Below are 24,800 nucleotides of genomic sequence, written 5' to 3' on the forward strand. Positions count from 1 at the left end.
GGAAGAGACAGTTTGTCGCAGGCGCGGAACCACTCCGCGGCGTCTTCAGCGCGTCCCGACGACCAGCGCCGGAAGCCCCATCCTTGCCTTGAGCGAATCAGCGGCGCGCTTTGCCGTTGCCCGGTCGGCGTAGCCGCCGACGCGCACCGCGTGCCAGGACCGCTGCTCCGCGTCGGTCCAGTCCACCACCTGGGCGGTGTAGCCGCCGTCGCGCAGCCGGCGCAGCAGGGCGTCGGCGTTCTCCGCAATCTGGAAGGTGCCGACCTGTACCGCGAAATGCCCGTCCGGAACGGAGGGAACGGCCGGCGGGGTCAGCACGGTCGGCTTTGCCGCCTGGGGCGGGGCGACGGGGGCTGGCGCCGCCGCGGGCGGCTTGGCATCGGGCCGGATGGGCGCGCGGGTGGGCGCCTTGGGGGCCAGCATGGCCTGGAGTTCGGCGGTTTCCGCCGGCTTGGCGGCCGGGACCGGCTTCGTCGGCTCCTCCACCGGCGCGGGAAGCGGTGCCGCGGCCTTCGCCGGTTCCGGAGCGGCCGCGGGCGTCGCGGCGGGTGCCATGGTCGCGGTCGGCTCGACCGGGGCGGTGGCCGGCGGGGCCGGCGGTGGCTCCGGCACCTTCAAGGCCGGGGGCGGGATCTGGGGCAGGGCGGCCGCGGGCGGCGGCGGGGCGACGAGCGGAGCGGCGGCCGGGGCCGGCGCGGTCGTGGCTGGCGCCGTCGTGGCCGGCGCCGTGGAAATGGGAGCGCGGGCGATCAGCGGTTCGGGCTGTCCCGCAGGCGCGCGCGTCAGCGCGGGCGAGGAGCCGCCGGGCGCCGCGGTGGAGGGTGCGGCCGCGATCAGGGGCGGCGGCGCGGGCGGCGGGACATCGGCGCTTTGGTCGAACAGGACGACGGCGACGCCGATGCCGGCGGCGGCGACCAGTGCCGCGGCGATCTTGCCGACCGGCAAATGCCGCTCCGCCTTCGCATCGACCTCGTCCTCCAGGACGGCGACGTCGTCGGCCGGGTCGGCCCTCAGGTCCTCGTTGAGGACGCGCAGAAGCTTGGCGATGTCATTGCTGTCCGCCTGCCCAGCCGATTGTGGGGCCGGCGCGGCATCGCCCGGCTTCTTGCCGGCGGCCTTCATTTCGTCCTTGAACGTCACGGCGCGGCCCGCATCCCTGCAATTTCAACTCAACGGCCGCACGCCGCGGCCCGAACGGGCTACGACGCGGGGTGTAGCCCTTCTACTGTATTTCGGTGTTCGTTCAAACGGTCCTGCGACACCGTGGCGTGAGAAAGTTGTGGCTTTGCGTTGTTCCCGCTCCCGTCACTCCGGTTTCCGGTAAGGGTGCTCGGCCATCCAGTGCCGGGCGATGTCCAGGCGGGTGGCGACCCAGACCCGGTCGTGCCCGCGGACGTAATCGAGAAAGCGCGCCAGCGCCGCCGCGCGCCCCGGCCGCCCGACCAGCCGGCAGTGCAGCCCGACCGACATCATCTTCGGCTGGTCCGCACCTTCCGCGTACAGGACGTCGAAGCTGTCCTTCAGGTAGGTGTAGAACTGGTCGCCGCTGTTGAAGCCCTGGTTCGTCGCGAAGCGCATGTCGTTGGCGTCGAGCGTGTAGGGCACGATCAGCTGCGGGCGGCCGAACTGGTCGTCCCAATAGGGCAGGTCGTCGGCGTAGCTGTCGGCGTCATAGGCGAAGCCGCCTTCCTCCGACACCAGCCGCCAAGTGTTCGGGCTGCACCGCCCCAAATACCAGCCGAGCGGGCGGGAGCCGGTGACGCGCGTGTGGATGTCGATGGCGCGCAGCATGTGGTCCCGCTCCACCTCCTCCGGCAGGTGCTGGTAGTCGATCCAGCGGTAGCCGTGGGTGGCGATTTCCCAGCCCGCGTCCAGCATGGCCCGGACGACGTCCGGGTTGCGCTCCAGCGCCATGGCGACACCGTAGACGGTGACGGGCATACCGCGCTCGGTGAACATCCGGTGCAGCCGCCAGAAGCCGGCGCGGGCGCCGTATTCGTAGATCGATTCCATGTTCATGTGCCGCATGCCCGCGATGGGCTGGGCGCCGACAATCTCCGACAGGAAGGCTTCCGACGCAGCGTCGCCGTGCAGGACGCAGTTTTCCCCGCCTTCCTCGTAGTTGATGACGAACTGCACCGCGACCCGCGCACCGCGCGGCCAGTTGGCGTGGGGCGGCCGGGCGCCGTAGCCGATCAGGTCGCGCGGGTAGCGTTCGGTCATGCGGGGACTCCGATGGCAGGCCAGAGACGGCGGAAGGGCGGAATTGTCGTTTAGGAGGCCGACGTCTTCTCGGTCGACTTGTCGTCCGCGGCGTCCGGCACTTGGTGGCGCAAAATCAGCGGTGCCTGCAACGCGCTGAACAGCAGCGTCAGCGGCATGATGCCGAACACCTTGAAGTTCACCCAGGCGTCGGTGGTCATGGTGCGCCACACCGCCTCGTTCAGGGCGGCCAGCAGCAGGAAGAACCACGCCCAACGGATGGCCAGCGTGCGCCAGCCCGCGTCGTCCAGGGCCAGCACCGTGCCCAGGATGTGCTTCAGCACGTTGCGCCGGGTCAGGTGCGCCGCGAACAGCACGGCGGCGAACAGCAGGTTGACCAGGGTCGGCTTGATCTTGATGAACAAGTCGTCCTGAAGCCACAGCGTCAGTCCGCCGAACAGCAGGACGAAGCCCGCACCCACCACCGGCATGATCGGGATCTTGCGCTCGAAGTGCCAGGAGATCAGGACGGCCAGCGTGGTGGCGACCATGAAGACCCCCGTCCCGGCCATGATGCCGGCCTGGGAGTTGGCGATGAAGAAGGCGGCCAGCGGGCCGGCTTCGATCAGCAGTCGGGCGTACTGGTTCATGGTCCTGACATAGACCGATCCGCGGCGCGGATAAAGGGGGAAGCGGTGGGTACGGGCTTCCCCATCCGCAGGGCCATGCATTCTGGCACGCAGATCCCTTTTCTTTCTTGCGGGGAGCGATTACCACTTTATGCGACCCGCATTGGGCGAGAAAGGCAGAGGGCGGCACACCCATGGAAGCGACCGAAGTCAAGGACATGATCGACGAGGCCGTGGAGCGCGAGCATGTGAAGGAGAAGGGCTCGAAGACCTCCACCGCCATCTACATCTCCGTCCTGGCCGCCGTCCTGTCGGTGGTCAGCGTGATGGGCTCCAACGCCAGCAAGGAGATGATGGCAAGCGCCATCGAGGCGTCGGACACCTTCGCCTACTATCAGGCCAAGACGCAGCGCCAGGTCAGCCTGCGCCTTGCCGCGGACCAGCTGGACCTGCTGACCGACGGCATGCCGGACGCGGTCCGCTCCAAGGCCGAGGCGAAGATCGCGGAATACCGCAAGAACGCCGACCGCGCCGATTCCCCAACGGAGGACAACAACCGGCAGTCCCTGGTCGCCAAGGCGCGCGACGCCGAGCACCGGCGCGACCACGCCGCCGCGCAGGACCCCTATTTCGACTTCGCCGAGGCGCTGCTGCAGATCGCCATCGTCCTGGCCTCGGTCTTCGTGATCACGGAGATGCCGCTCATCCTGCTGGCCAGCCGCATCCTGGGCGCGGCCGGCTTCCTGCTGGCGATCGACGGCATCACGCAGTGGATTCCGCTGCCCTTCCTGTGAGGCGCTCCACCCGACCTACGGGGCGTCAGAACTGGTAGGAGACGCGCAGCGAGCCGAAGTTGGTGTAGGACTTCTGCCCCTCGAACTCCGGCGACAGGAAGTTCTGGGCGTAGGTGAAGCCGAAGCGGTCGTAGCGCAGGCTCACGCCCAGCTGGAAGGCGGCGACCAGCGGGTTCTTGTTCACCGACCGGCTGTCGCGGAAGGTGTTGCCGTCCAGGAAGAGGTTGCGGGCGATGGCCCGCCCTTCCGCGCTGGCGTAGACGTACCAGGCGAACTCCGGCCGGCCCGCCCGCGCCTCCGTCGTGTCCTGGTAGGGGATGCTCATGGACGGGCGCATGATCAGCGCGCCGACCGGGGCCGGCATGTTGCCGCCCAGCCGCAGCGTTGCTCCCGCTCCGGCGAAGGTCAGCACGTTGCCGACGCTGCCCGCGACGTGCGGGCTGAGATCCACCTCGAAGGGGCCGACGGCGGCCGGGTGCTCGTCGCGCCAGACATGCTCGTAGCTGAGGATGACGCCGGGCTCGTTGTGCAGCTGGTAGCCCCAACCCTCCGGCTTGCGAGCGCCCGGCACGACCTTGTGGACCGCCTTCTGCGTCTGCTCCGCCAGCGAGGCCGGGCCGACCACGCCGAGGTCAAGGTCGAAGCGGTCGACCTGCCGCGGCGCCTCCGCGATTACCGACAGCCGCCCGTAGAGCCAGCCGGCGAAGGGCCGGTCGGTGGGATCCGGGTTGCGCTTCGTGATGTCGCTCGGCGTGTACATGTTCTGGCCGATGGCGAAGCCGTAGCGCCGCACGCCGCCGGGCTCGATCCAGGGCACGAGGTTGGCCAGCCAGTCCAGGTTGCCGTAGGTCGGCTTGTCGCCGGTGACGTAGTAGAATTGGAAGCCGTTCGTGTAGTAGCGGTCCGTCCCGCCGCCGAACAGGTCGTTGTCGATCCAGGCGCCGATGCTGGGGCCGGAGCGCGGGGTGGTCTCCCCCTGGTAGGTCCCGTCCTGCGCGGTGGCCGGGCCTGCCGCCGATCCCACCACCACACCCAGGGCAAGCACGCCCACCGCACGCCAAAGGCACCGCACGCTCATTCCCTCGTCGCTCCGCTCGTTGCGCTGCATCGCAACATGGAGCACAAGCGCGGTTTTGCGCCTACCCGTTCGGGGGGATAGCGGACACTCTTATTGGAACGCGGCCTCCGCGAGGCTGCGCAGCTTGCGGGAATGCAGGGTTTCCATTCCGTGCTCGCGCAGCAGTTCCATGGCCAGCACGCCGATCTTCAGGTGCTGGTCCACCCGCTCGCGGTAGAAGCGGTCGGCCATGCCCGGCAGCTTCAGCTGGCCGTGCATCGGCTTGTCCGACACGCAGAGCAGCGTGCCGTAGGGAACGCGGAAACGGAAACCGTTGGCGGCGATGGTGGCGCTTTCCATGTCCAGCGCGATGGCGCGGCTCTGGCTGAAGCGCATCAGCGGCTCGCGGTGGTCGCGCAGCTCCCAGTTGCGGTTGTCGATGGTCGCCACGGTGCCGGTGCGCATGATGCTCTTCAGCGCGTAGCCGGACAGGCCGGTCACCCGCTCCACCGCCGTCTCCAGCGCGCGCTGCACCTCGGCCAGCGCCGGGACGGGCACCCAGGTCGGCAGGTCGGCGTCGAGCACGTGGTCGTCGCGGACGTAGCCGTGGGCCAGTACATAGTCGCCGAGCCGCTGGGAACTGCGCAGCCCCGCGCAGTGGCCCAGCATGATCCAAGCGTGCGGGCGCAACACGGCGATGTGGTCGGTGATGGTCTTGGCGTTGGATGGGCCGACGCCGATGTTGACCAGCGTGATGCCGTTGCCGTCCGGCCGGGTCAGGTGGTAGGCCGGCATCTGCGGCATGCGCGGCGGCTTGGACCCGTTCACCGGCACATCTTCCAGGTTCCGGTTGTGCGTGACGATCTCGCCGGGTTCCACGAAGCGGTCGTACTGGCGGCGGTAGGCGGCAAGCTCCGGGTCGGCGGCGGGCTCCATGATTTCCCGCGCCATCCGAATGAACTCGTCCACATAGAACTGGTAGTTCGTGAACAGGATGAAGTTCTGGAAATCCTCCGGCGCCGTCGCCGTGTAGTGGCGCAGCCGGTGCAGCGAGAAGTCCACGCGCGGGCCGGTGAACAGCGCCAGCGGCTTCACCGCGTCCAGCGCCGCCTCGTAGGTGCCGTTGACGATGGTGTCGTCCATGCGGGCGAGGTCGGGCAGGTCGAACAGGTCGGGCAGGCTGGCCAGCCGCTCCGGCGTCAGGTCGCCTTCCACATGCATGCCGTTGGGGAAGGCGAAGTGGATGGGGATCGCCTCGTCGCTGACGCCGACCTCCAGCGGGACGCCGTGGTTGCGCAGCAGCAGCGTGAACTGCTCCCGGTAGTAGCGGTCGAACAGGTCCGGCCGGGTCAGCGTCGTGGAGTAGGTGCCGGGCCCCTCGACGAATCCGTACGACAGCCGCGTGTCCACCGCCGCCGCCGACGCGGTGCTCAGCTTCACGTAGGGATAGCCGGCGTGGCAGCGCTTGTGGTCGTCCCCGCCGCGGGTGAAGGCGGCGAAGCGGTCGCGCAGATAGGCGGTGTTGTGGTTGTAGACACCCCTGACCGCGTCAAGCACGGCGTCGGGGCTGTCGAAGGTGCCGATGGGGCCGGGCGGCAGGGGCGTGATCTGTGCGGTCATGTGCTTCACATAGCCACCGCCCGCCCCGGAGGGAAGGGGCGAAACAGGCGGACTCGACAATGCGAATGCATGCGCCTATCCTTCAACCAGGAGGCGGCCTTCGGGGCGATGATGAGCGACGATGATATCCGTGAGCGGCTGAGCCGGCTGGAGCATGGGCAGGACGCCTTGCGCGGCGAGGTTGGCTCACTGCGCGGCAACATGACCTCCCTGAGCAGTGAGGTTGGCTCATTGCGCGGCGAGGCAACCGCCATGCGCGGCGAGATGACGTCCATGCGCATGGGATGAACGCCTTGCACGGCGAAATGGGCTCGTTGCGCGGTGAGGTGAGTTCTCTGCGTGGCGAGGTGACGGAGATCAAGACGATCCTGTCGCAGCTCATGCCGATGATCGTCCGCATCGACGAAAGGCTGTCGGCCATGCCGTCGCCCGCGGAATTCTACGAACTGCGCGGGCGGGTCGAGGAGATCAGCCGACGTCAGCCCACGACGCTGGGCTACACGCCTCCGCCCGGCCGGTCCGTGCAGGGCTGACCCACGGGGAGAAGGGTGCGCGTCAGCGCACCTCCTCCAGACCCATCAGCGACTTGGCGAACTGCTCCGCGTCGAAGGGGCGCAGATCGTAGACGCCTTCGCCGACGCCAATGGCGTGCACCGGCAGCTTGAACTTCTCGGCCAGGGAGACAAGCACGCCGCCACGGGCGGAACCGTCCAGCTTGGTCAGGATCAGGCCGCTGACGTTGACCATGTCGCGGAAGACCTCGACCTGGCTGTGCGCGTTCTGGCCGGTGGTGGCGTCGAGCGTCAGCAGGGTGGTGTGCGGCGCCGTCTCGTCCAGCTTCTTGATGACGCGGACGATCTTGCGCAACTCCTCCATCAGGCCGGTCTTGTTCTGCAGGCGGCCGGCGGTGTCGATCAGCAGCACGTCCACGCCCTCGCGCCGCGCCTGCTCCAGCGCGTCGAAGGCGAGGCCAGCGGCGTCCGCGCCGGTGTCGCGGGCGACCACCGGGCAGCCGGTGCGCTCGCCCCAGATTTTCAACTGGCTGACCGCGGCGGCGCGGAAGGTGTCGCCGGCGGCCAGCATCACCGTCTTGCCCTCGGCGCGCAGCTGGCGGGCCAACTTGCCGATGGTCGTGGTCTTGCCGGTGCCGTTGACGCCGACCACCAGGATCACGTGCGGCCTGAGGCTGGGGTTGATTTCCAGCGGCTTGGCGACCGGACCGACGATCTTCGCGACCTCCGCGGCGAGCGTGGTCTTGACCTCCTCCGGCGAAACCTCCTTGCCGAAGCGGGTGCGCGCGAGTTCCGCCGTCACCTTGGCCGCCGTGGTGGGGCCGAGGTCGGCGGTGATCAGCAGCTCCTCCAGCTCCTCCAGCGCTTCGTCGTCGAGCTTGCGCTTGGTGAAGATGCCGGTGATGCCCTCCGTCAGCTTGGAGGAGGACTTGGAGAGGCCCTCCTTCAGGCGCGCGAACCAGCCCTTCTTCGGCTTCTCCTCCTCAGCGGACAGCGCCGCGACCGGTTCGCCGGCCGCGTCCTCTTCCTCCTCGGTGTCGGATTCGGCGCGGACGATTTCCGGTTCGTCCTCGCGCTCTTCCGGCTTGCTCGGCGGAGCGATGGGCGGGGGAGGGGGCGTCTCGACGGCCGGCGGCGGGGGCAGATCCGGTTCCGGCAGCGGTTCGGGTTCCGGCGCGGGCTCCGCCGCAACGGGCTCGGGCGTCGCCTCGGGCGATTCCTGGACGGCGGGCGGCTGCTCGTCCTTGCGGGCTTCTTCTTCAGGCTTCTTGCGGCCGAACCAACGCAGGATCATGGGAGGTCCACTGTCGTCAAAAGGATGTCAAAGGAGCGTGCCGGTCAGCTTTCCATCGCGGACGCCGGTCACGACCGCGCGCTGGATGGAACCGGCGGGCAGCGGCGCGCCCAGGCGGATTTCCGCGAAATGCTCCGTGCGGCCCAGGTCTTCCTTCTCGACCAGGACGGAAACCTCGCGGCCGACCAGCCCAGCCAGGGTGCGGGCCTCGGCCGCAGCGCCGGCCGTGCGCAGCCGGGCCGCACGCTCCTTGCGGACGCCGCCGTCGACCTGCGGCATGCGGGCCGCCGGGGTGCCGGGGCGCGGGCTGTAGGGGAAGACGTGCAGCCAGGTCAGCCCGCACTCCTCGACCAGCCGCAACGTGTTCTCGAACATCTCCTCGGTTTCCGTGGGGAAGCCGGCGATGAAGTCGGCGCCGAAGGCGATGTCGGGGCGCAAGGACCGAACCTTCTCGCAGAAGGCGATGGCGTCGGCACGGCTGTGCCGGCGCTTCATGCGCTTCAGGATCATGTCGTCGCCGGCCTGCAACGACAGGTGCAGGTGCGGCATCAGCCGCGGCTCGGTCGCGATCAGGCGCCAGAGATCGTCGTCGATCTCGATGCAGTCGAGCGAGGACAGGCGCAGCCGCGGCAGGTCGGGCACCAGCGCCAGCAGGCGGCGCACCATCTGGCCCAGCGTGGGCGTGCCCGGCAGGTCCGGGCCGAAGCTGGTGATGTCGACGCCGGACAGCACCACCTCGTTGTAGCCGGCCTTGACCAGAGCCTGCACCTGCTCCACCACCGCGCCGATGGGGACGGAGCGCGAGGGGCCGCGCCCGTAGGGGATGATGCAGAAGGTGCAGCGGTGGTCGCAGCCCTGCTGGACCTGGATGAAGGCGCGCGCGCGGTCCTCGAACCCGCCGACCAGATGGCTGGCGGTTTCCTTGACCGACATGATGTCGTTGACCAGCACCTTCTCGGCCGGCGGCAGGCCCCAGCTTTCCGGCTGGAGCTTTTCCTGGTTGCCCAGGACCTGGTCCACCTCCGGCATGGCGCCGTAGCGTTGCGGGTCGATCTGCGCGGCGCAGCCGGTCACCACGATGCGCGCGTCCGGCCGCTCGCGGCGCAGCTTGCGGATGGTCTGGCGCGCCTGCCGCTCGGCCTCCGAGGTCACCGCGCAGGTGTTGACGATGACGACGTCGCCCAACCCCGCGTGGCGGGCGTGGGTGCGCATCACCTCGGATTCGTAGGTGTTCAGGCGGCAGCCGAAGGTGACGATCTCCGGCTCGTTCGACAGGGTCTCGCTCATGCTCTCTCAGCCTAGCCGGCCGGCACCAGATCCGGCGACAGACGCCCGGAGAAGGTCAGGGCGATCGGGCCGGTCATCAGGACGGTGCCGTCCTCCAGCCATTCGATGGTCAGGGTGCCGCCGTCCAGGATCACGTCGGCCTTGCGGCCGGTCAGGCCGCGCCGGGCCGCGGCGACGGCGGTCGCGCAGGCGCCGCTGCCGCAGGCGCTGGTGATGCCGGCGCCGCGCTCCCACACCCGCATGCGGATTTGGGTGGGCGACAGGATCTGGGCGAACTCGACGTTCGTGCGTTCCGGGAAGGTCGGGTGGTTTTCGAACACCGGACCGACCTCCGCCAGGGGCACGGCGTTCACGTCGTCCACGAAGAAGACGGCGTGCGGGTTGCCCATGTTGACCGCGACCGGCCCATTGAGGCCGCCATGCGCGACGTCGACGCTCAGCGTGTCGTCCGGCCCGGCCAGCGGGATCTGCGCCCAGTCCAGCCGTGCCGGGCCCATGTTCACCGTGACGCGGCCGTTGTCGGCGCGGAAGGATTCCAGGATGCCCGCCCGGGTCTCGAAGGCGACGCGCTCCGCCCCCGATTCCTCCATCAGCAGCCAGCCGACGCAGCGGGATGCGTTGCCGCAGGCCGCCGCCTCCGACCCGTCGGCGTTGCGAATGCGCATGAAGGCTGCCGTGCCCGCCGTCTGCGCCGGTTCCAGCACGATGAACTGGTCGCAGCCCACCCCGGTCCGGCGGTCGGAAATGGCACGCACCTCGGCCTCGGCCGGCGTGTAGGGCGTCTGGCGGGCGTCGATCACGACGAAGTCGTTGCCGAGCCCGTGCATCTTCAGGAATTCGCGCGTCATAGCCGCCGTTATATGGCGAGGAGGCACGCGGAGTCCATGGCCGCTCCGGCGCGCGCGGCACAGAGTTGCAAAAAGCCGCGCGCCCCGCTTGGCACCACGCCCTTCACCACGCCCCTCACCACGCCTTGGCGGGCTCCTCGGCCACGGCCGTGTTGTCGTCGGGAAGGACGATCTCCAGCGCGTCGAGCACGTCGTGAAGGGCGTTCTGGACCTGCGCCCGGGGTGGAGTGCCGCCCGTGCGCTCCCAGGCGTCCATGTCCCATTGTCGGGCGCCGAGCGGGGCGTCCGGCAGGATGAGGGTTCGGTTCGCGATGATGGTGTTGTCGGGGTGCTTCGCCTGCGACAACGTGACCAGCAGTGTGATCGACACGGCGATCCCTGCAATCCAGGCCCACAGCACGTCGCCATTCGTCATGGCGTCCTCCCCGGTCCCTTTCCGGGACCCAGCACTCTCCGGTCCCCTTCGGGGACCAGGCGGCATGCGGTATCGGTCCGAGTTACTCTCGGACTTTCTTCGGCGGTGCACAATCCACCTTCGGACCATGCACCATACGGCCAGGGGAGGAGGGTGGAAGGGGCGTCAGGCTCCCTTGAACACCAAGTGCTTGGAGGCCGCGAAGTTCAGGAACATGCCGGCCAGCGATCCGGCGGCGACGGCCAGGAACGGATGCGCCTGCACCACCGGCAGGGAGCTTTCCAGCCCGACCGACACGGCGTAGTTCACCACGCCGCCGAAGGCGTTCGCCGCGACGAACTTGGCCCACTGGCGGTGCAGCGGCTCGTCCCCGGCGCCGCGGAAGGTGAAGGCGCGGTTTAGGGCGAAGGTGGTGGAGGCGGCGGCCAGGAAAGCGGGGACACGGGCGGCGAAGAACTCCAGCCCGGCGCCGAAGACCAGCGCGTAGACCACCGCCGTGTCGACCGCGAGGCCGACCACGCCGACGATGCCGAACTTTCCGAACTGACAGGCGAGCCGGCCGAGCCGGCTCCCCAGCAAGGCGTCGAGGGCGCGGCTCACGACCGCGACGCCGGTCGGTGGGGATGCGCACCGGGGGCGGGGATGGACAGGTAGTGCATGCGCTTGGCCTCGCGGCGGCCGTGCGTCACCGTGTCCAGGATCAGGCCGCAGGTCAGGCTGAGGAAGGCGAGCAGCATCAGCCCCATGGACAGCACCGCGGTGGGCAGGCGCGGCACCAGCCCGGTGTGCAGGAAGGTGGAGACCACCGGCCAGGCGAGGATCACCGCGACGGCGGCGAGCAGCGCGCCGAAGGCGCCGAAGAAGGGCAGCGGGCGCTCTTCCTTCACCAGGTTGAGGATGGTGCGCAGGATGCGGACGCCGTCGCGGATGGTGTTCAGCTTGCTGTGCGAGCCGGGCGGCCGGTCCTTGTAGGGCGTCTTGATCTCGGCGATGGGCATGCGCAGTTCCAGCGCGTGCACGGTCAGCTCCGTCTCCGTCTCGAAGCCGCTGGCCAGCGCCGGGAAGGACTTGATGAAGCGCCGCGAGAAGACGCGGTAGCCCGACAGCATGTCCTGGATGCGGTCGCCGAAAATGCCCGCGACCATGCCGGTCAGCAGCTTGTTGCCGAAGCGGTGGCCGGGCCGGTAGGCCTTCACGATGTCGGTGACGCGGGCGCCGTTGACCATGTCCAGCTGGTCCTCCCACAGCCGCTGCACCATCAGCGGGGCGGAGGGGGCGTGGTAGGTGTCGTCACCGTCGACCAGCACATACACGTCCGCCTCGATGTCGGAGAACATGCGGCGCATGACGTTGCCCTTGCCCTGCAACGGCTCGTGGCGGACCACCGCGCCGGCGCCCCGGGCGACCTCCACCGTGCGGTCGGACGAGTTGTTGTCGTACACGTAGATCGTGGCGTCGGGCAGGGCCGCCCGGAAGTCGCGCACGACCGAGGCGATCGCCGCCTCCTCGTTGTAGCAGGGGATCAGCACCGCCACGACGGGCGCCGAAGACGCGCCCGGCGTCTGGGCGGGGGCGGTGCCGGGCTCCGCGACGGGAAAGGCGGTGGGGCGATCAATGGTGGAGACGGTCATGGGCTTGCGCTTCGGAACGGTGCGGATGACAGGATAAACACCACAAACAATTCTTTTAATCCATCGGTACCCGCTCCACCGAGCACAGGTTCAGCGGTTCGCCGAGATTGTTGGGGATAACCCGACAGGCGCCCTGGTCCACCCGCAGGCCCAGCAGCAGCGCGGCCTTGGCGGCGCCGGCCGTGTCGGGGATGGTGCTGAGCATCAGGAAGCGCCCGTGGTGCGCCCCAACTTTGTCCTTGAGCAGCGCGAGGTAGCCGTTTCCGACCGAATCGGGCTGCAGGAAGTTGGATTGGATGCGCACGAAGGGGATTCGCGGCGGGAAGGCCGGGATGACGTGGGAAATCGCCCAATAGCCGCCCATCAGCACCATCGTGTGGTCCGAATCCCCGATGGGCGGCACGTCGGCCTCGACCCAATGGTCGCTCCAGGCGACGCGCCCCCAGTCGGCCGGCCGCACCGTCGCCTGGACCAGAAGCAGCAGGGCCGCGGCCACGACCACCGCGCCCCGGCGCGGCACCGGCAGCAGGCCGGCCGCCATGACGATGGCCAGCGGCGCCAAGATCTCCAGCGGCACGAGGTAGCGATAGATGCAGAACATGACGACCCACAGGGCGTACATCACCGCCATGGCCGTCAGCAGGTAGCGGGTGGCGGCGATGTCGGCGATGGCGGCCGCATCAAACCGCAGCCGGAATCCTTTGCCCAGCAGGGCCAGCGCCGCCGCCACCGGGATCAGCACGAACAGCACCAGGATCCGCAGGTCGAGGAAGGCCACCTCACCCACCTTCAGCGGCGCGAAGGTGAAGAAGAAGGGGAAGAGGATCCGCTCCAGCGTGGAGGCCGGGAAGAAGCCGACGTTGACGTAGTCGGAGATGGCGGCGAAGGGCGAATTGAAGATGTGGTTCATGTGCGGGAACACCGGGTTCCCGTAGTCGTGCCACAGGTGCGCCATCCAGAAGCCGCCGAACAGGGCGAGGCCGCCCAGCACGCCGATGCCGAAGAAGAAGGACAGCCACAGCCGCCGCCAGGGCCGCGCCGGCAGCACCAGGAAGCCCAGGCACAGGCCGACCGCGTAGATCACGCTGGGGTTCTTCAGCCCCATGGCCGCCCCGGCCATCAGCCCGGCCCCGGCCACCCTCAGGAAGGCGCCGCGGGCGGGCCCGCCGGTCAGGCGCGGCAGGCCGCACAGCACCACGGCGAGCGCGCCCAGCACGCCCAGGCTGACCATGTTGTCGTGGAAGGTGGTGCCGAGCAGCCCCAGCGTTCCGCCGCCGAGCCCGCCCATCACCGCCAGCCCCGCCGCGATGGCCACCCGCTGGCCCCCCGATCCCCCGCCCGTTCCGACGCGCAGAGTGGCGCGGGCGATCAGGAACAGAAGCGACAGGTTCAGGCCCTGCAGCGCGCTCCAGACGAATCCGGCGGCCGGGGCCGGCAGGTGGTTGGCCAGCAGGAAGAAGGGGACGTCCAGCAAGGGGTTGTAGAAGCTGGGCATTTGTGCTGCCAGCATGTCCCGGCCGAGGCGGCCGGTCAGCAGGGCGTAGGCGTTGTACCAGTGGTAGTTCCGCAGGTCCCAGTTGGCGTCCATGCCCAGCGCCAAGCCCAGCAGGCCGTACAGCAGCGGGGCGAGCAGGAGGAACGCGGCGGAGGCCCGGCGCGCACGGCGGTTTTCTGGGTGGCTTTCTGGGCGACTCTCTGACGGAAGGGCCGACGGAGGGGCGGAAGGCGGGAGCGGCATGGAGGCGGGAGAATCCTGGCGGTTGGTCGCCCCTTGGTAGGCGAGGGGCGCGCCGGCTTCAAGGCCGTACTGCTGTGGCAAAGCTGTGCTGGGCTCTCGTGTGGAACCGGTCATGGGAAACTTGGTTGCGTCCAAGTGTGTTCCGGGATGCGGAATCGCGTTGCGCGCGCGGCGATTGCGGAAAGCTTCCTCTGGCAATGGCGGGACGGGTCTGCTATTCACCGGAACTCCGCATGCACACGCTTGCGCCTCTTTGCGCGACAGGATTCTGGCGATGGAAAAGTTTACGGTTCTCACCGGCGTTGCTGCGCCGCTGCCGATGATCAACGTCGACACCGACATGATCATTCCGAAGCAATTCCTGAAAACCATCAAGCGGACCGGGCTCGGCAAGCATCTCTTCGACGAGATGCGCTACACCCAGGACGGCAAGGAGATCGAGGACTTCGTCCTCAACAAGCCGGCCTACCGCAGCGCCAAGATCCTGGTGTCGGACGAGAATTTCGGCTGCGGCTCGTCGCGCGAGCACGCGCCGTGGGCGCTGGCGGACTTCGGCATCCGCTGCATCATCGCGCCGAGCTTCGCGGACATTTTCTTCAACAACTGCTTCAAGAACGGCATCCTGCCGATCAAGCTGCCGAAGGAGCAGGTGGACCTGCTGCTCGACGACGCGTCGCGTGGGTCCAACGCCATCGTTTCGGTCGATCTGGATCGCCAAGAGATCACCGGTCCGGACGGCGGCAAGATCACGTTCGAGGTCGACCCCTTCCGCAAGCACTGCCTGCTGAACGGCCTGGACGACATCGGGCTGACGCTGCAGCAGGTCGCGGTCATCGACAGCTTCGAGGCCAAGCAGCGCGGCGGCGGCCAGCCCTGGCTGTGGGGCTGACCAAACCAACCGCGACCAGCGGGTCTAGCGCTTTGGGAAGACTTCCCCTGCGCCGGGCCCGCCGTTAGACATTCTCGACGAAGTCTCCAGATGGGGAGTGCGTGCGCCATGCCCGCCAATAAGAAGCTTCTGTTTTTGCCAGGTGATGGGATCGGTCCCGAGGTGATGCGTCAGGTGCGCCGGGTCATCGACTGGCTCGACCGCAAGCGCAACATCACGTTCGACGTCACCGAGGGGCTGGTCGGCGGTGCGGCCATCGAGGCCTACGGCGTGCCCTTGAAGGACGAGACCCTGGCCGACGCGCTGGCCGCGGACGCGGTGATGCTGGGTGCCGTCGGCGGCCCGAAGTGGGACAACCCGTCGGACTACACCAAGCGCCCGGAAGCCGGCCTGCTGTCGCTCCGCAAGGAGTTGGGGCTGTTCGCCAACCTGCGCCCGGCCGTGGTGTTCGACGCGCTGGTCGATGCCTCGACCCTGAAGTCGGAGGTCATCAAGGGCCTCGACATCATGATCGTGCGCGAGCTGACCGGCGGCGTCTATTTCGGTGAGCCGCGCGGCATCACCGACATCGGCAACGGCGAGCGCCGCGGCGTCAACACCCAGGTCTACACGACGAGCGAGATCCGCCGCGTCGCCCGCGTGGCCTTCGAGCTGGCGCGCAAGCGCAGCAACAAGCTCCACTCGATGGAGAAGGCCAACGTGATGGAATCGGGCCTCCTGTGGCGCCAGGAAGTCACGAAGCTCCACCAGGAGGAATTCTCCGACGTCACGCTGGAGCACATGTACGCCGACAACGGCGCCATGCAGCTGCTGAAGAACCCCAAGCAGTTCGACGTGATCGTCACCGACAACCTGTTCGGCGACATCCTGTCGGACGAGGCGGCGATGATGACTGGCTCGCTCGGCATGCTGCCGTCGGCCTCGCTGGGCGCGCCGGACGCCAACGGCCAGCGCAAGGCGCTGTACGAGCCGGTGCACGGCTCCGCCCCGGACATCGCCGGCCGCGACCTCGCCAACCCCTGCGCGACCCTGCTGTCCTTCGCGATGTGCCTGCGCTACTCGTTCAACATGGACGAGGAAGCGAAGCTGCTGGAGCGGTCGGTGCAGAACGTGCTGTCCGGCGGCATGCGCACGGCGGACATCATGGCGCCGGGCATGGCCCGCTGCTCCACCACCGTCATGGGCGACTCGATCCTGCGCGAGCTGGAGAAGATCGCTTCCTGATCGCTGCTCGCCTGATAAGGCGACGTTAAAATTCGCCTGATCTGACGTTCCGGAAAAAGAAAAGCCCCTTTCCCGATGCGGGAGAGGGGCTTTTTCGTTTCGGCGGTCAGTCGCCCTCGCCGGGCCCGGCGGTGGCGCCGCGTCCGCCGTGACTTGCCTGTCCGCCTTTCCGGCCGGCTTCGGCCGCAAGCGACGGGTTGCGGGAGAAGCTGCGCGAGGATGCCGGTACGCTTCGTCCGCCTTTTCGGCCCGCCTCCGCGGCGAGTTCCGGGTTCTTCGAGAAACTGCGCTTATCCGCCGGCACGCTTTCACCGCCCTTGCTGGCGATCTGACGCTGCCGGTCGCGATCCATCGACGCGAAGCCGCGGTTCGACGTGCGCCCGTTGTCCTTCGAGGCCATGTTTAACCTCCACCTCTGCCACGTGCTTGAAACCGGTCCGGGAGCAAGTTGGTTCCAAACGAAAGGGCGCGAATCGTCGGCCTAGGGGGCAGCCGGAGGTGGCAGGCTGCGCCGGAACCCCTCGCGTGCGGCGGGAACTGGTTCGCTGGGCGGATTTTCCGTGTAAAGGCAAGGTTAGTTCGGGTGGTTCTGGCCCGATCTATGCAAAAGCTGAGCATCGGTGCTAATCAATGGCAATGAACATTGCCGGAGGGCTCGCGAAATGCTCAAAACTTCAGCGCTCGGGCTGTCGCTTAATTCGAAGAAAGCAACAAAATTGACCGGAAATGCTTCGCACAGTGCGTTTGATAACGTGCAGGGGCAGGTTTTCGGAATCATTATGACCGCTTTCGGCATTTCGCTGCTGCACGCGGCAGGTTTGATCACCGGGCAGGCAGCCGGCCTGTCTTTCGTGATCTCCTACGCGACCGGGGTGGATTTCAGTCTGGTGTTCTTCCTGGTGAATCTGCCCTTCTACGCTCTGGCGGTGGCGCGCATCGGCTGGCGCTTCGCGGCCCGTTCGCTGGTCGCGGTCACCTCCATCTCGCTGCTGTCGGCGGTGTTCCCGCGGGTGATGAGCTACGACCTGCTGGAGCCGCACGTCGCCGCGGTGCTGGCCGGCTTCTGCGTCGGGATCGGCGTGATCGGGCTGTTCCGCCACGGCTCCAGCGGCGGTGGGGTCGGCATCCTCGCCTACTACATCCAGGAGAAGACGGGCTTCCGCGCCGGCTGGATCCAGGCGATGTTCGACGTGGTGATCTTCGCCCTGGCCGTCTTCGTGATCGACGGCAAGGCGCTGCTCGCCTCCATGCTGGGGGCGGCGGTGCTGAACGCCTTCGTGTCCTTCAACCACCGGGCGGACTGGTACGTCGCCCGGTGAGTCGAAAGCGCCGGTGAGTCGAAAGCGGAGGTTCTTACCCTTCCAGCGCCAGGATGGCCGCGGCCATGGCGACCACGCGCTTGGCGTTCTCGACGTGCAGGTTCTCCACCAGCTTGCCGTCCACCAGCGCTACGCCCTTGCCCTCCGCTGACGCGGCGGCGTGGGCGTCGATGATGCGGTGGGCGAAGGCGATCTCGTCCGGGTCGGGGGCGAAGGCTTCGTTGCAGGCGGCGATGGTCTTGGGGTGGATCAGCGTCTTGCCGTCGAAGCCCAACTCCCGCCCTTGGCGGCAGGAGGCGGCAAAGCCCTCGTCGTCGTTCAGGTCCAGATGCACGCCGTCGAGGATGGCGAGGCCGTAGGCCCGCGCCGCCAGCAGGCAGAGGCCGAGGCTGGTGATCATCGGCAGCCGGTCGCGCGTGTGGGCGGCGTGCAGATCCTTGGCGAGGTCCGACGTGCCCATCACCAGCCCGCCGAGTTTCGGCGATGCGCCTGCGATCTCCTTCGCGTTCAGCATGCCGAGCGGCGTCTCCATCATGCACCAGATGGTCTGGCCGTCGGGCGAGCCGTTGGCGCGCAGCACCGCCTCCGCCTGGCGGACCATGTCGGCGCTCTCCACCTTGGGCAGAAGCACCGCGTCGGCACCGCTGGAGGCCGCCATAACGAGGTCGTCGTAGCCCCAGGGCGTGTTCAGCCCGTTGGTGCGCACCACAAGCTCCCGCCCGCCGTAGCCGCCGGCGGCGATGGCCTCCTTGATGGTGGCGCGGGCGGTGGCCTTGGCGTCGGGGGCGACGGCGTCCTCCAGATCGAGGATCAGGCCGTCGGCGGGCAGGGTCCGCCCCTTTTCCAGCGCGCGGGCGTTCGATCCCGGCATGTAGAGCACGCTGCGGCGCGGGCGGGCGGTGGCGGCCATGGCGTTTCCCTTCCTGTTTTCCGCTTGTTCGGTATGGGCAGGATTAACCGCGCGGGGTCCGTCTGTCCATGCGGCGCTGCGCGTCCGGGAAAGGCTGCCCTGCGCGGACGTCGGTGCATCGGGACGTGCGGGCGGTTTACGATCCCATTCCCACCGCCCGGCCTCCACCGCTTAGGCTTTCCCGCATGAAGACCGTCATCTCGATCCAATCCCACGTCGCGTACGGCTATGTTGGCAACCGGGCCGCGGTGTTCCCGCTGCAACGGCTGGGCATCGACGCCATCGCGGTGAACACGGTGCAGTTCTCCAACCACACCGGCTACGGCGAATGGACCGGGCAGGTCTTCTCGGCGGAGCACATCGCCGACGTGCTGGACGGCATCGCCGCCCGCGGCGTGCTGCCGAAATGCCACGCGCTGCTGTCCGGCTACATGGGCGACGTGGGCTTGGGTCAAGTGATCGTGGAGACGGCGGCGCGCCTGAAGGCGGCGAACCCGCGCGCGGTCTACGCCTGCGACCCGGTCATGGGCGACGTCGGCCGCGGCTTCTTCGTGCGACCCGGCCTGCCGGAGTTCATCAAGGAGCATGCGGTCCCCGCCGCCGACCTTCTGACCCCGAACCAGTTCGAGCTGGAGTATCTGGCCGACCGCAAGGTGGAGACGCTGGAGGACGCGCTGACCGCCACCGCCGCTCTGCGCGCCCGCGGGCCGCGGCTGGTGCTGGTGACCAGCCTGACGCGCCGGGACGCCGCCCCGGATAGCATCGAGATGCTGGCCGACAACACCGACGGCGCTTGGCTGGTCTCCACGCCGCGCCTGCCGTTGGAACCGCCGCCCAACGGGTCCGGCGACGCGGTGGCGGCGCTGTTCCTCGCCCATTACCTGAAGAACTACGATCCCGCCCACGCGCTGGAGCAGGCCGCGGCGGCCATCTACGCGATCTTCCTGACCACCCGCCGGCTCGGCACGCGCGAGCTTGCCCTCGTCGCCGCGCAGGACGAGTTCGTCAGCCCCTCCTGCCAGTTCCGCGTCACGCGGGTGCGCTGACAAGCGGCCAGCCCATGCGGGACACGCATCCGCGGGCGGATGATTTTGCCGTGGCGGAGCGAACCCGCGCCGGGTAGGGTCCGACCCCTTCGCAGGAAGGGGATCATTATGCGGATTTGCGTCTACGCCGGGTCCAACCCCGGCGCCAACCCGGCCTATGGCGACGCGGCGGAGCGGTTCGGCCGCCTGCTGGCGGAGCGCGGCATCGGCCTCGTCTACGGCGGCGGGCGCACGGGGCTGATGGGCCGGGTCGCCGACGGCGCGCTGACGGCGGGCGGCACGGTGACCGGCATCATCCCGCAGTTCCTGATGGACAAGGAGGTTGGCCACCAGGGTCTTCAGGACCTGCGGATCGTCGGCTCCATGCACGAGCGCAAGGCGCTGATGGCGGAACTGGCCGACGGTTTCGTCGCGCTGCCCGGCGGCATTGGCACGCTGGAGGAGATCTTCGAGGTGTGGACCTGGGCGCAGCTCGGCCGCCACGACAAGCCCTGCGGGCTGCTGAACGCCGCCGGCTTCTACGACGGGCTGGTGGGCTTCCTCGACCACGCGGCGGGGGAGCGCTTCATGCAGGCCAAGCACCGCGGCATGCTGATCGTCGAGGACAGCGCCGAGGCCATGCTGGACGCCATCGCGGCCTACCGCCCGCCCGCCGTGGAGAAGTGGCTGGACAAAGCTCGGACCTGAGAGGCCCGGGCCTGAGGAGGCCAAAACACCGCTGCGCTCAGCGGCCGTTCCGGCTCATGTGCGTCGGCACAGAGGCGTTGGCGCTGGCGGGCTGCGACCCGCCGCTGAAGGGACCTCCTCCTGCCAGCGCGTGCATCAGGGAGTTCCAGTCGCGGCGGAACTGAGTCCCGAAGTCGGTTCCGCCCTGCTGGGCCGGGCGCGCCGGGCGGACCACCTGGGACGCCTGGGCGGTGGTCCTGGTCTTGGCGGCGCGGGTCTCCGCGCGGACGGTCTTCGCGGGCGGGGTCGGCTTGCGGCCGGGAATGGGGGCCGCGGGGGCCGTGACCACGGGCGGTTCACCGGACCGGGAGTTGCGCGAAAAGGCATCCTGGCACAGGCCCTGGTCCCGCGCCTGGTCGAGGTCGCCCCCCTCCAGCAGCCAGCAGTCGACATTGCCCGCGTCCGCCCCGAAGCCTCTCCCCGTGCCGCCCACCGTGGCCGCCACGAGAAGCGCCAGCATCAGTGCGCCGCGCCGGACCCGCCCTGGCATCTCCCGCCGCCTCCATCGCCGTTGATCCCGTTCCAGGAATACAACGCAAGGCGGGAAAACTTCTTCAACGCGAAGCGGGAGTAGACCGACATCGCCGTGGTACCCCCGGCGGCGTTCGCGCTGGTGCGGTGGCGCTCAGACTTTGGCCCGGCGGCAGCGGGGCAGAGGCTGGGGCTGGGGCTGGGGCTGGCCCTTTGCCACCCGTCGGGACGGCGTTGGATCGTCGTTTTTTGCTTTCCGGCATCGCGGGGGAAAATTGAATTTCCCAAAGCCAGTTCCAGCATCAGGTCTTGTGCTCGAGAGTTGACCCTTACCAAGGTTGTATGAGACTACATCGATCGGTGGCTTTGGAGATCGGTATGATGCTGAAACCCTTGCAGGAGTACCTGACCGACAACGATCGGCGGGAGTTGGCCAACGTCCGTGCCTGTGCACAGCGAATCCTCGAACGACCGGTCGATCTCGCCTACACCGATCACACCATCAGCCACAAAGAGATCATTGTCGCGCATCTCGACAGCTTTCTGAGACCTTGGCTGGCAGAGCGTACGGCCACCCATGGCGCAGAGTTGGTCCGCAAGGAAGTCATGGTGCTTCTGTGCGCCACCTACCTGCACGACATCGGCATGCAAATGGTGCGCCCCGACATTCTCGCCCGGCTGCCGTCGCTGACGGACGATGAGCAACGGGAGGCGGCGGGGTTGAGCCCTCTTAACGTTGCCGAGGAGCACAGGGCTTTTGCCCGCAAGCATCATCACAAAATCGGCCATGACTGGATTATGGGATCGCAGGGCGATATTCCCGGCCTGCCGCGACTGGTCGGGATCGACGGAATACGGTCGATGGTCGCCAGGGTGGCAAGGGCCCACAATGTCTGGCTTACGGACCGCGCATCATACGACCACTACTGTGACGGGGTTGAACCACAATCGGAGCCGGAAGGCGAAGTCCGGCTCGATTTGCTGGCGGCGTTTCTTCGCCTCGCGGATATCCTCGATCAAGACAAGAGGCGGGTGGATATGGCTGCGATGCAGCGGCTGCCCGTGTCCCCGGTTTCCAAAACCCATTGGTGGCGACACCACTTTGTCAATGCCTGCCGAATCCACGACCCTATCGGGCACAATTACCCGCTCAAGGTCGCCTTTCGTTTCCCTAAGGTCCATGAGCAGGATCGCGACTGGCTGGAGGAGGCCCTCTACTCGGCCACAGTCAAGGAAGTTGAGGCAGAAATCGGCCGTCTCGCCAAGGGAAAGTGGTTGGGCGAATGCGGCATCACCATCGTCCTTCCGGAAAAGGACGAGTGCAAGTTTTCCATTGATCCCGACGCCGTGCCCATGCCCGACGACGTGCGCGAGGCCTTCCGCAACACGTGGCGCCGCGCGGCGGGGGAAGTCGATCGTACCGTGCTGCGCGAGGCGGCGGAGGCGGAAACACTGACTGCCGACGCGGTGGTGGCGGCGCTGCCCGGCCTTTCGGCCGCGGTGGAAATTGATGACTACATCGCCAACACCCGCCGCAACTTCGATGGGGAGTTCCGTGACACTCCCTATTCGCCGCTCGAACTGCGCGTGAACAACCAGCCGGAACTGCGGGCGGCGCTGGAACAGTTGGAACGCCAGCTTCAGGCGCCTCAGGCACGACCCCATCCGATCGTGCTGATCGGGGCGCCGGGCGGCGGCAAGACGATGCTGCTGCATCGTTATGTGTGGGAGTGGAGCGGCGGTGGACGCGCTGACACGCCGCTGCCTTTGTATATCCAGTCCACCCGCTTCGGCGATGTCACTTGGGCGGCGGCGGTGGAAGCGCGGCTTGGCACATATGAGAACCCATGCTCGGAACGGGAATTCCAGCTCATAAAGGCAGAAGCGCTGGCACGTTTTGAGGCGCTGCTGGCCCAGACGCTGTGCGAAATGGCGGGATTGAAGATCCGCCATGAGGCGGCAATGCGCAATGTCCTGATCGATATTCTGGCTCGCACACCGCTGGCCATTTTGTTCGACGGCGTGAACGAATTGCCGCCGATGCTTTACAAGTTGGCCAACTCGGCTGTTCATGCCTTCCTGTCCCGTTACCGCGGTCACCGCGTGATTGTGACCAGCCGCACCGGCGATTTTCGCCCCAGCGATTTTCCCGACCGTGTCACCTGCGAATTGGCGCAGATGAGCGAGACGGCGGTGGCGGATTACTGGAAGGCGGCCAGTGTGCCACCCGCGGTCATCCGTCAATTTTTTGATCGGGCGACTGTAGGGATGCGTGAATTGGTGCGCACACCGATGGCCGCCTACATGGCCGGCGAACTGCTGAAAACGCCGGATCAGGAGCGCATCAGCAACCAAGGCACCTTGTTTCAGCGGTACGTTCGCCATGCCCTCCGCCAATGGCGCGGCAACACCGTCAGCTGCACCCTGTCGAGCGAACAGGCCCACACTCTGCTGGCCGAAATCGCCTTTCGCGCCTTCGAGAGCCAGCAGGTGGCATTTCGGCCGAAATTGGCCACGGACATCATACAAGTTTGGGTTGCGGCGCTGGATCCTCAAGACGCGGCCCGCGTGAATTCGGCGCCGGAGGATCCAGGCGCTGTTGCCACCCGACTGCTGCAGGAACTGCTCTCCACCGGGTTCCTACGGCAGGTCGGCGATGCCGACGCGTCCAACCTGCGTTTCCGTCACCACACCTTGCAAGATTATTTCGCTGCGGTGGCGATTACGAGCCGTTGGGAGCAATTGCCGGACATCGTGGCGCAACCAGTGTTTCATGAGGCGGTGGGTTTGCTGCCTGATGTGGTGGACGATCCTGCCGGTGTCATCGAGCGGTTGGCCGATGCCACCTCGAACAAGTGGGGGCTGGTCGAACTCCTGCCTCTGCTGTTCCGCGTGATCGGCAGCAGCCGTGCGCCTATTCCGCAACGGGTGAAATTGCGCATCTACGCAGCAACCCTGCCGTTGTACAGCGCGGCGGTCGCCATGCTGTCGCCCTTCGCAGTGGAGGTTCTGTGCCATTTGTTTTCTTTCGTAGACTGGCCGGTGCTGGCGGGTTTTCTTGCCTTCATCGCGGATGAGAAGAACGCACGCCCGGAATGGGAACGCGAGTTGGCCCGCGCCGATGCATTGAGCGCCATGAACAGGGAGGGGCTGCCGACGCCGGAAACATTGAGGCCGTTCTTTGCGCAGCGGATTCCACAGGGTCTTTTCCAAGATTATGAGTCCGGGAAGGCAGCCGTTTTGGCGATGGCTGGAGAACGGGATGACGGAGCGATTCTTGACCGGGCGCCTCTTTTTTTAGGCGGGTTGGCATCTTCCTTATCGATATCCCTGAAGACGAAGGATCGCGCCGCTTCTGTTTTTTCTCAGTTGAGCTTAAATCAAATTGGGCAGCTGCAGGCCGTATTCGTTGGAGAAGCCGTTGCTTTTGGAATGTTTGCTTCGTGGGGATTTGAGATAAAACAGATACATGGCTTGCTGATTAGTGGAATATACGAGGTGGTTCTGGGCAAAGACGATTTGCGTTACCATTTTGGAGATCGCGAATTTTCAAAACATTATCTTAACCGGTGGGCAGTGCTCGGCTGCAAGCTGGCATTGATCGAGCGCTTGGTTTTTTATAGCGCGGATGTGGCGCAGGCCGATCTTGCGGCGGTGCTGTCTTGTGTCGCCGAATTCGATTTTCCTTACGGATTGGTTCTTGGTGGGCAAGGTCAAATTGCTCGTGCGGCACAACCGCACACCATCCACCCCGATGTTTTGGCCGCGGTCAAACAGCGAAGGGACAACACCGACAATCCATTCCTTGCTGCTTGGCTGTACGAACTGCTGGGGGAGGCTATGCCAGACGACCAGCGTCGACGATTGGAACCCGCTATCATCGCTGCCGGAGCGACCGGTTATCTCCTCTGCGCGGCCAACCCCACTTGGCCGGTTCCGGAGGAACTCGCCCGCTATATTCTTGTCTCCCCAAAGTCGCCAATAAGTGCCGCTATCGATGATCTAATGGCTGGCGATGAGGCAGCGTTTCAACGGGCGCTGGCAGCCCGGGGATTGAATGAGCAGGCCATCACCCCTTTCCTTGATGCTGTTGGTTGCGACTCCCGCCGTCTGACGGCCATCGCCAACAGTAGTGCGCCGGGAGACCGGCAAGGAGTAGATGGTGCAAGTCCATTGCAGTGAAGGAGT

Annotated in this window: 24 protein-coding genes; 9 read left to right on the forward strand and 15 right to left on the reverse strand. The window is 67.3% G+C overall.

Translation table 11 applies throughout. The features are described from left to right. Positions 1–45 precede the first annotated feature (45 nt). The 3 genes from M2351_RS02830 to M2351_RS02840 form a co-directional block, all read right to left on the reverse strand. On the reverse strand, positions 46–1,140 hold the full coding sequence (locus M2351_RS02830) for an SPOR domain-containing protein (RefSeq protein WP_264654638.1): 1,095 nt from the start codon (positions 1,138–1,140) through the stop codon (positions 46–48). 165 nt (positions 1,141–1,305) lie between these two features. After that, a complete protein-coding gene (gene puuE, locus M2351_RS02835; protein ID WP_264654639.1) occupies positions 1,306–2,223 on the reverse strand; it encodes an allantoinase PuuE in 918 nt (305 codons plus the stop codon). 50 nt (positions 2,224–2,273) lie between these two features. Beyond that, the gene (locus M2351_RS02840) at positions 2,274–2,852 is read right to left on the reverse strand and encodes a septation protein A (RefSeq protein ID WP_264654640.1); all 579 of its coding nucleotides are present in this window, start codon (positions 2,850–2,852) and stop codon (positions 2,274–2,276) included. A 173-nt stretch (positions 2,853–3,025) separates the two neighbouring features. Between M2351_RS02840 and M2351_RS02845 the strand changes: the two genes are divergently transcribed. Continuing rightward, the gene (locus tag M2351_RS02845) at positions 3,026–3,625 is read left to right on the forward strand and encodes a DUF4337 domain-containing protein (RefSeq protein WP_264654641.1); all 600 of its coding nucleotides are present in this window, start codon (positions 3,026–3,028) and stop codon (positions 3,623–3,625) included. Positions 3,626–3,650: 25 nt separating this feature from the next. Here the strand turns inward: M2351_RS02845 and M2351_RS02850 are convergent, their stop codons facing one another. Both M2351_RS02850 and M2351_RS02855 read right to left on the reverse strand, forming a co-directional pair. Then, complete coding sequence (locus M2351_RS02850; protein WP_264654642.1) at positions 3,651–4,703, reverse strand: lipid A deacylase LpxR family protein; 1,053 nt, start codon at positions 4,701–4,703, stop codon at positions 3,651–3,653. Positions 4,704–4,793: 90 nt separating this feature from the next. Continuing rightward, positions 4,794–6,302, reverse strand: coding sequence for an AMP nucleosidase (locus tag M2351_RS02855; protein ID WP_264654643.1), 1,509 nt, complete (start codon positions 6,300–6,302; stop codon positions 4,794–4,796). A gap of 69 nt (positions 6,303–6,371) precedes the next feature. Here M2351_RS02855 and M2351_RS02860 point away from each other — a divergent pair, with 69 nt between their 5' ends. Continuing rightward, positions 6,372–6,590, forward strand: a complete 219-nt coding sequence (locus tag M2351_RS02860) for a hypothetical protein (protein WP_264654644.1) — start codon at positions 6,372–6,374, stop codon at positions 6,588–6,590. Between the two features lie 5 nt (positions 6,591–6,595). Further along, entirely contained in the window at positions 6,596–6,835 is a 240-nt protein-coding gene (locus M2351_RS02865) for a hypothetical protein (RefSeq protein ID WP_264654645.1), read from the forward strand. A gap of 22 nt (positions 6,836–6,857) precedes the next feature. Here the strand turns inward: M2351_RS02865 and ftsY are convergent, their stop codons facing one another. From ftsY to M2351_RS02900, 7 genes are all read right to left on the reverse strand, one after another. After that, entirely contained in the window at positions 6,858–8,108 is a 1,251-nt protein-coding gene (gene ftsY, locus M2351_RS02870; RefSeq protein WP_264654646.1) for a signal recognition particle-docking protein FtsY, read from the reverse strand. A gap of 27 nt (positions 8,109–8,135) precedes the next feature. After that, entirely contained in the window at positions 8,136–9,395 is a 1,260-nt protein-coding gene (gene mtaB, locus M2351_RS02875; RefSeq protein ID WP_264654647.1) for a tRNA (N(6)-L-threonylcarbamoyladenosine(37)-C(2))-methylthiotransferase MtaB, read from the reverse strand. An 11-nt stretch (positions 9,396–9,406) separates the two neighbouring features. After that, the gene (dapF, locus tag M2351_RS02880) at positions 9,407–10,243 is read right to left on the reverse strand and encodes a diaminopimelate epimerase (RefSeq protein WP_264654648.1); all 837 of its coding nucleotides are present in this window, start codon (positions 10,241–10,243) and stop codon (positions 9,407–9,409) included. Between the two features lie 115 nt (positions 10,244–10,358). Continuing rightward, positions 10,359–10,658: a hypothetical protein gene (locus M2351_RS02885; protein ID WP_264654649.1), complete on the reverse strand. Its 300-nt coding sequence runs from the start codon at positions 10,656–10,658 to the stop codon at positions 10,359–10,361. 165 nt (positions 10,659–10,823) lie between these two features. Then, positions 10,824–11,258 (reverse strand): GtrA family protein, encoded by a 435-nt coding sequence (locus M2351_RS02890; protein WP_264654650.1) that lies wholly within the window; start codon positions 11,256–11,258, stop codon positions 10,824–10,826. Continuing rightward, positions 11,255–12,289: a glycosyltransferase family 2 protein gene (locus tag M2351_RS02895; RefSeq protein ID WP_264654651.1), complete on the reverse strand. Its 1,035-nt coding sequence runs from the start codon at positions 12,287–12,289 to the stop codon at positions 11,255–11,257. The genes M2351_RS02890 and M2351_RS02895 overlap by 4 nt, the downstream gene beginning before the upstream one ends. 55 nt (positions 12,290–12,344) lie before the next feature. Beyond that, positions 12,345–14,027 carry a hypothetical protein gene (locus M2351_RS02900; RefSeq protein WP_264654652.1) on the reverse strand — a complete coding sequence of 561 codons (1,683 nt, stop codon included), beginning with the start codon at positions 14,025–14,027 and terminating at the stop codon, positions 12,345–12,347. Between the two features lie 274 nt (positions 14,028–14,301). Here M2351_RS02900 and leuD point away from each other — a divergent pair, with 274 nt between their 5' ends. Both leuD and leuB read left to right on the forward strand, forming a co-directional pair. Beyond that, complete coding sequence (leuD, locus tag M2351_RS02905) at positions 14,302–14,916, forward strand: 3-isopropylmalate dehydratase small subunit (protein ID WP_264654653.1); 615 nt, start codon at positions 14,302–14,304, stop codon at positions 14,914–14,916. A 108-nt stretch (positions 14,917–15,024) separates the two neighbouring features. Beyond that, positions 15,025–16,140 carry a 3-isopropylmalate dehydrogenase gene (gene leuB, locus M2351_RS02910; protein WP_264654654.1) on the forward strand — a complete coding sequence of 372 codons (1,116 nt, stop codon included), beginning with the start codon at positions 15,025–15,027 and terminating at the stop codon, positions 16,138–16,140. Between the two features lie 106 nt (positions 16,141–16,246). Here the strand turns inward: leuB and M2351_RS02915 are convergent, their stop codons facing one another. Further along, the gene (locus tag M2351_RS02915) at positions 16,247–16,540 is read right to left on the reverse strand and encodes a con-10 family general stress protein (RefSeq protein WP_209766990.1); all 294 of its coding nucleotides are present in this window, start codon (positions 16,538–16,540) and stop codon (positions 16,247–16,249) included. 316 nt (positions 16,541–16,856) lie between these two features. Between M2351_RS02915 and M2351_RS02920 the strand changes: the two genes are divergently transcribed. Further along, a complete protein-coding gene (locus M2351_RS02920) occupies positions 16,857–17,459 on the forward strand; it encodes a YitT family protein (RefSeq protein ID WP_264654655.1) in 603 nt (200 codons plus the stop codon). Between the two features lie 34 nt (positions 17,460–17,493). On the opposite strand, the gene M2351_RS02925 is transcribed toward M2351_RS02920, so the two are convergent. Then, positions 17,494–18,369: an HpcH/HpaI aldolase/citrate lyase family protein gene (locus tag M2351_RS02925; RefSeq protein ID WP_264654656.1), complete on the reverse strand. Its 876-nt coding sequence runs from the start codon at positions 18,367–18,369 to the stop codon at positions 17,494–17,496. 185 nt (positions 18,370–18,554) lie between these two features. On the opposite strand from M2351_RS02925, the gene pdxY reads away from it, so the two are divergent. Next, entirely contained in the window at positions 18,555–19,415 is an 861-nt protein-coding gene (pdxY, locus tag M2351_RS02930) for a pyridoxal kinase PdxY (protein ID WP_264654657.1), read from the forward strand. A gap of 108 nt (positions 19,416–19,523) precedes the next feature. Then, positions 19,524–20,102, forward strand: a complete 579-nt coding sequence (locus tag M2351_RS02935) for an LOG family protein (RefSeq protein ID WP_264654658.1) — start codon at positions 19,524–19,526, stop codon at positions 20,100–20,102. 37 nt (positions 20,103–20,139) lie between these two features. On the opposite strand, the gene M2351_RS02940 is transcribed toward M2351_RS02935, so the two are convergent. Further along, a complete protein-coding gene (locus M2351_RS02940; protein ID WP_264654659.1) occupies positions 20,140–20,631 on the reverse strand; it encodes a hypothetical protein in 492 nt (163 codons plus the stop codon). A 359-nt stretch (positions 20,632–20,990) separates the two neighbouring features. Between M2351_RS02940 and M2351_RS02945 the strand changes: the two genes are divergently transcribed. Beyond that, on the forward strand, positions 20,991–24,794 hold the full coding sequence (locus tag M2351_RS02945; RefSeq protein ID WP_264654660.1) for an NACHT domain-containing protein: 3,804 nt from the start codon (positions 20,991–20,993) through the stop codon (positions 24,792–24,794). Positions 24,795–24,800: the final 6 nt, after the last annotated feature.

Origin of the sequence: Azospirillum canadense (assembly GCF_025961225.1) — a bacterium.
Lineage (GTDB): Bacteria > Pseudomonadota > Alphaproteobacteria > Azospirillales > Azospirillaceae > Azospirillum > Azospirillum canadense.

Excerpts from the sequence above, each read along its gene's own strand:
- M2351_RS02915 (WP_209766990.1), bottom strand. The coding sequence starts at position 16,540 with ATGGCCTCGAAGGACAACGGGCGCACGTCGAACCGCGGCTTCGCGTCG.
- pdxY (WP_264654657.1), top strand. The coding sequence starts at position 18,555 with ATGAAGACCGTCATCTCGATCCAATCCCACGTCGCGTACGGCTATGTT.
- M2351_RS02840 (WP_264654640.1), bottom strand. The coding sequence starts at position 2,852 with ATGAACCAGTACGCCCGACTGCTGATCGAAGCCGGCCCGCTGGCCGCC.
- M2351_RS02850 (WP_264654642.1), bottom strand. The coding sequence starts at position 4,703 with ATGAGCGTGCGGTGCCTTTGGCGTGCGGTGGGCGTGCTTGCCCTGGGT.
- M2351_RS02900 (WP_264654652.1), bottom strand. The coding sequence starts at position 14,027 with ATGCCGCTCCCGCCTTCCGCCCCTCCGTCGGCCCTTCCGTCAGAGAGT.
- dapF (WP_264654648.1), bottom strand. The coding sequence starts at position 10,243 with ATGACGCGCGAATTCCTGAAGATGCACGGGCTCGGCAACGACTTCGTC.
- M2351_RS02885 (WP_264654649.1), bottom strand. The coding sequence starts at position 10,658 with ATGACGAATGGCGACGTGCTGTGGGCCTGGATTGCAGGGATCGCCGTG.
- M2351_RS02860 (WP_264654644.1), top strand. The coding sequence starts at position 6,372 with ATGCGCCTATCCTTCAACCAGGAGGCGGCCTTCGGGGCGATGATGAGC.
- M2351_RS02945 (WP_264654660.1), top strand. The coding sequence starts at position 20,991 with ATGATGCTGAAACCCTTGCAGGAGTACCTGACCGACAACGATCGGCGG.
- M2351_RS02895 (WP_264654651.1), bottom strand. The coding sequence starts at position 12,289 with ATGACCGTCTCCACCATTGATCGCCCCACCGCCTTTCCCGTCGCGGAG.
- M2351_RS02855 (WP_264654643.1), bottom strand. The coding sequence starts at position 6,302 with ATGACCGCACAGATCACGCCCCTGCCGCCCGGCCCCATCGGCACCTTC.
- M2351_RS02935 (WP_264654658.1), top strand. The coding sequence starts at position 19,524 with ATGCGGATTTGCGTCTACGCCGGGTCCAACCCCGGCGCCAACCCGGCC.
- puuE (WP_264654639.1), bottom strand. The coding sequence starts at position 2,223 with ATGACCGAACGCTACCCGCGCGACCTGATCGGCTACGGCGCCCGGCCG.
- ftsY (WP_264654646.1), bottom strand. The coding sequence starts at position 8,108 with ATGATCCTGCGTTGGTTCGGCCGCAAGAAGCCTGAAGAAGAAGCCCGC.
- M2351_RS02845 (WP_264654641.1), top strand. The coding sequence starts at position 3,026 with ATGGAAGCGACCGAAGTCAAGGACATGATCGACGAGGCCGTGGAGCGC.
- mtaB (WP_264654647.1), bottom strand. The coding sequence starts at position 9,395 with ATGAGCGAGACCCTGTCGAACGAGCCGGAGATCGTCACCTTCGGCTGC.
- M2351_RS02925 (WP_264654656.1), bottom strand. The coding sequence starts at position 18,369 with ATGGCCGCCACCGCCCGCCCGCGCCGCAGCGTGCTCTACATGCCGGGA.
- M2351_RS02940 (WP_264654659.1), bottom strand. The coding sequence starts at position 20,631 with ATGCCAGGGCGGGTCCGGCGCGGCGCACTGATGCTGGCGCTTCTCGTG.
- leuB (WP_264654654.1), top strand. The coding sequence starts at position 15,025 with ATGCCCGCCAATAAGAAGCTTCTGTTTTTGCCAGGTGATGGGATCGGT.
- leuD (WP_264654653.1), top strand. The coding sequence starts at position 14,302 with ATGGAAAAGTTTACGGTTCTCACCGGCGTTGCTGCGCCGCTGCCGATG.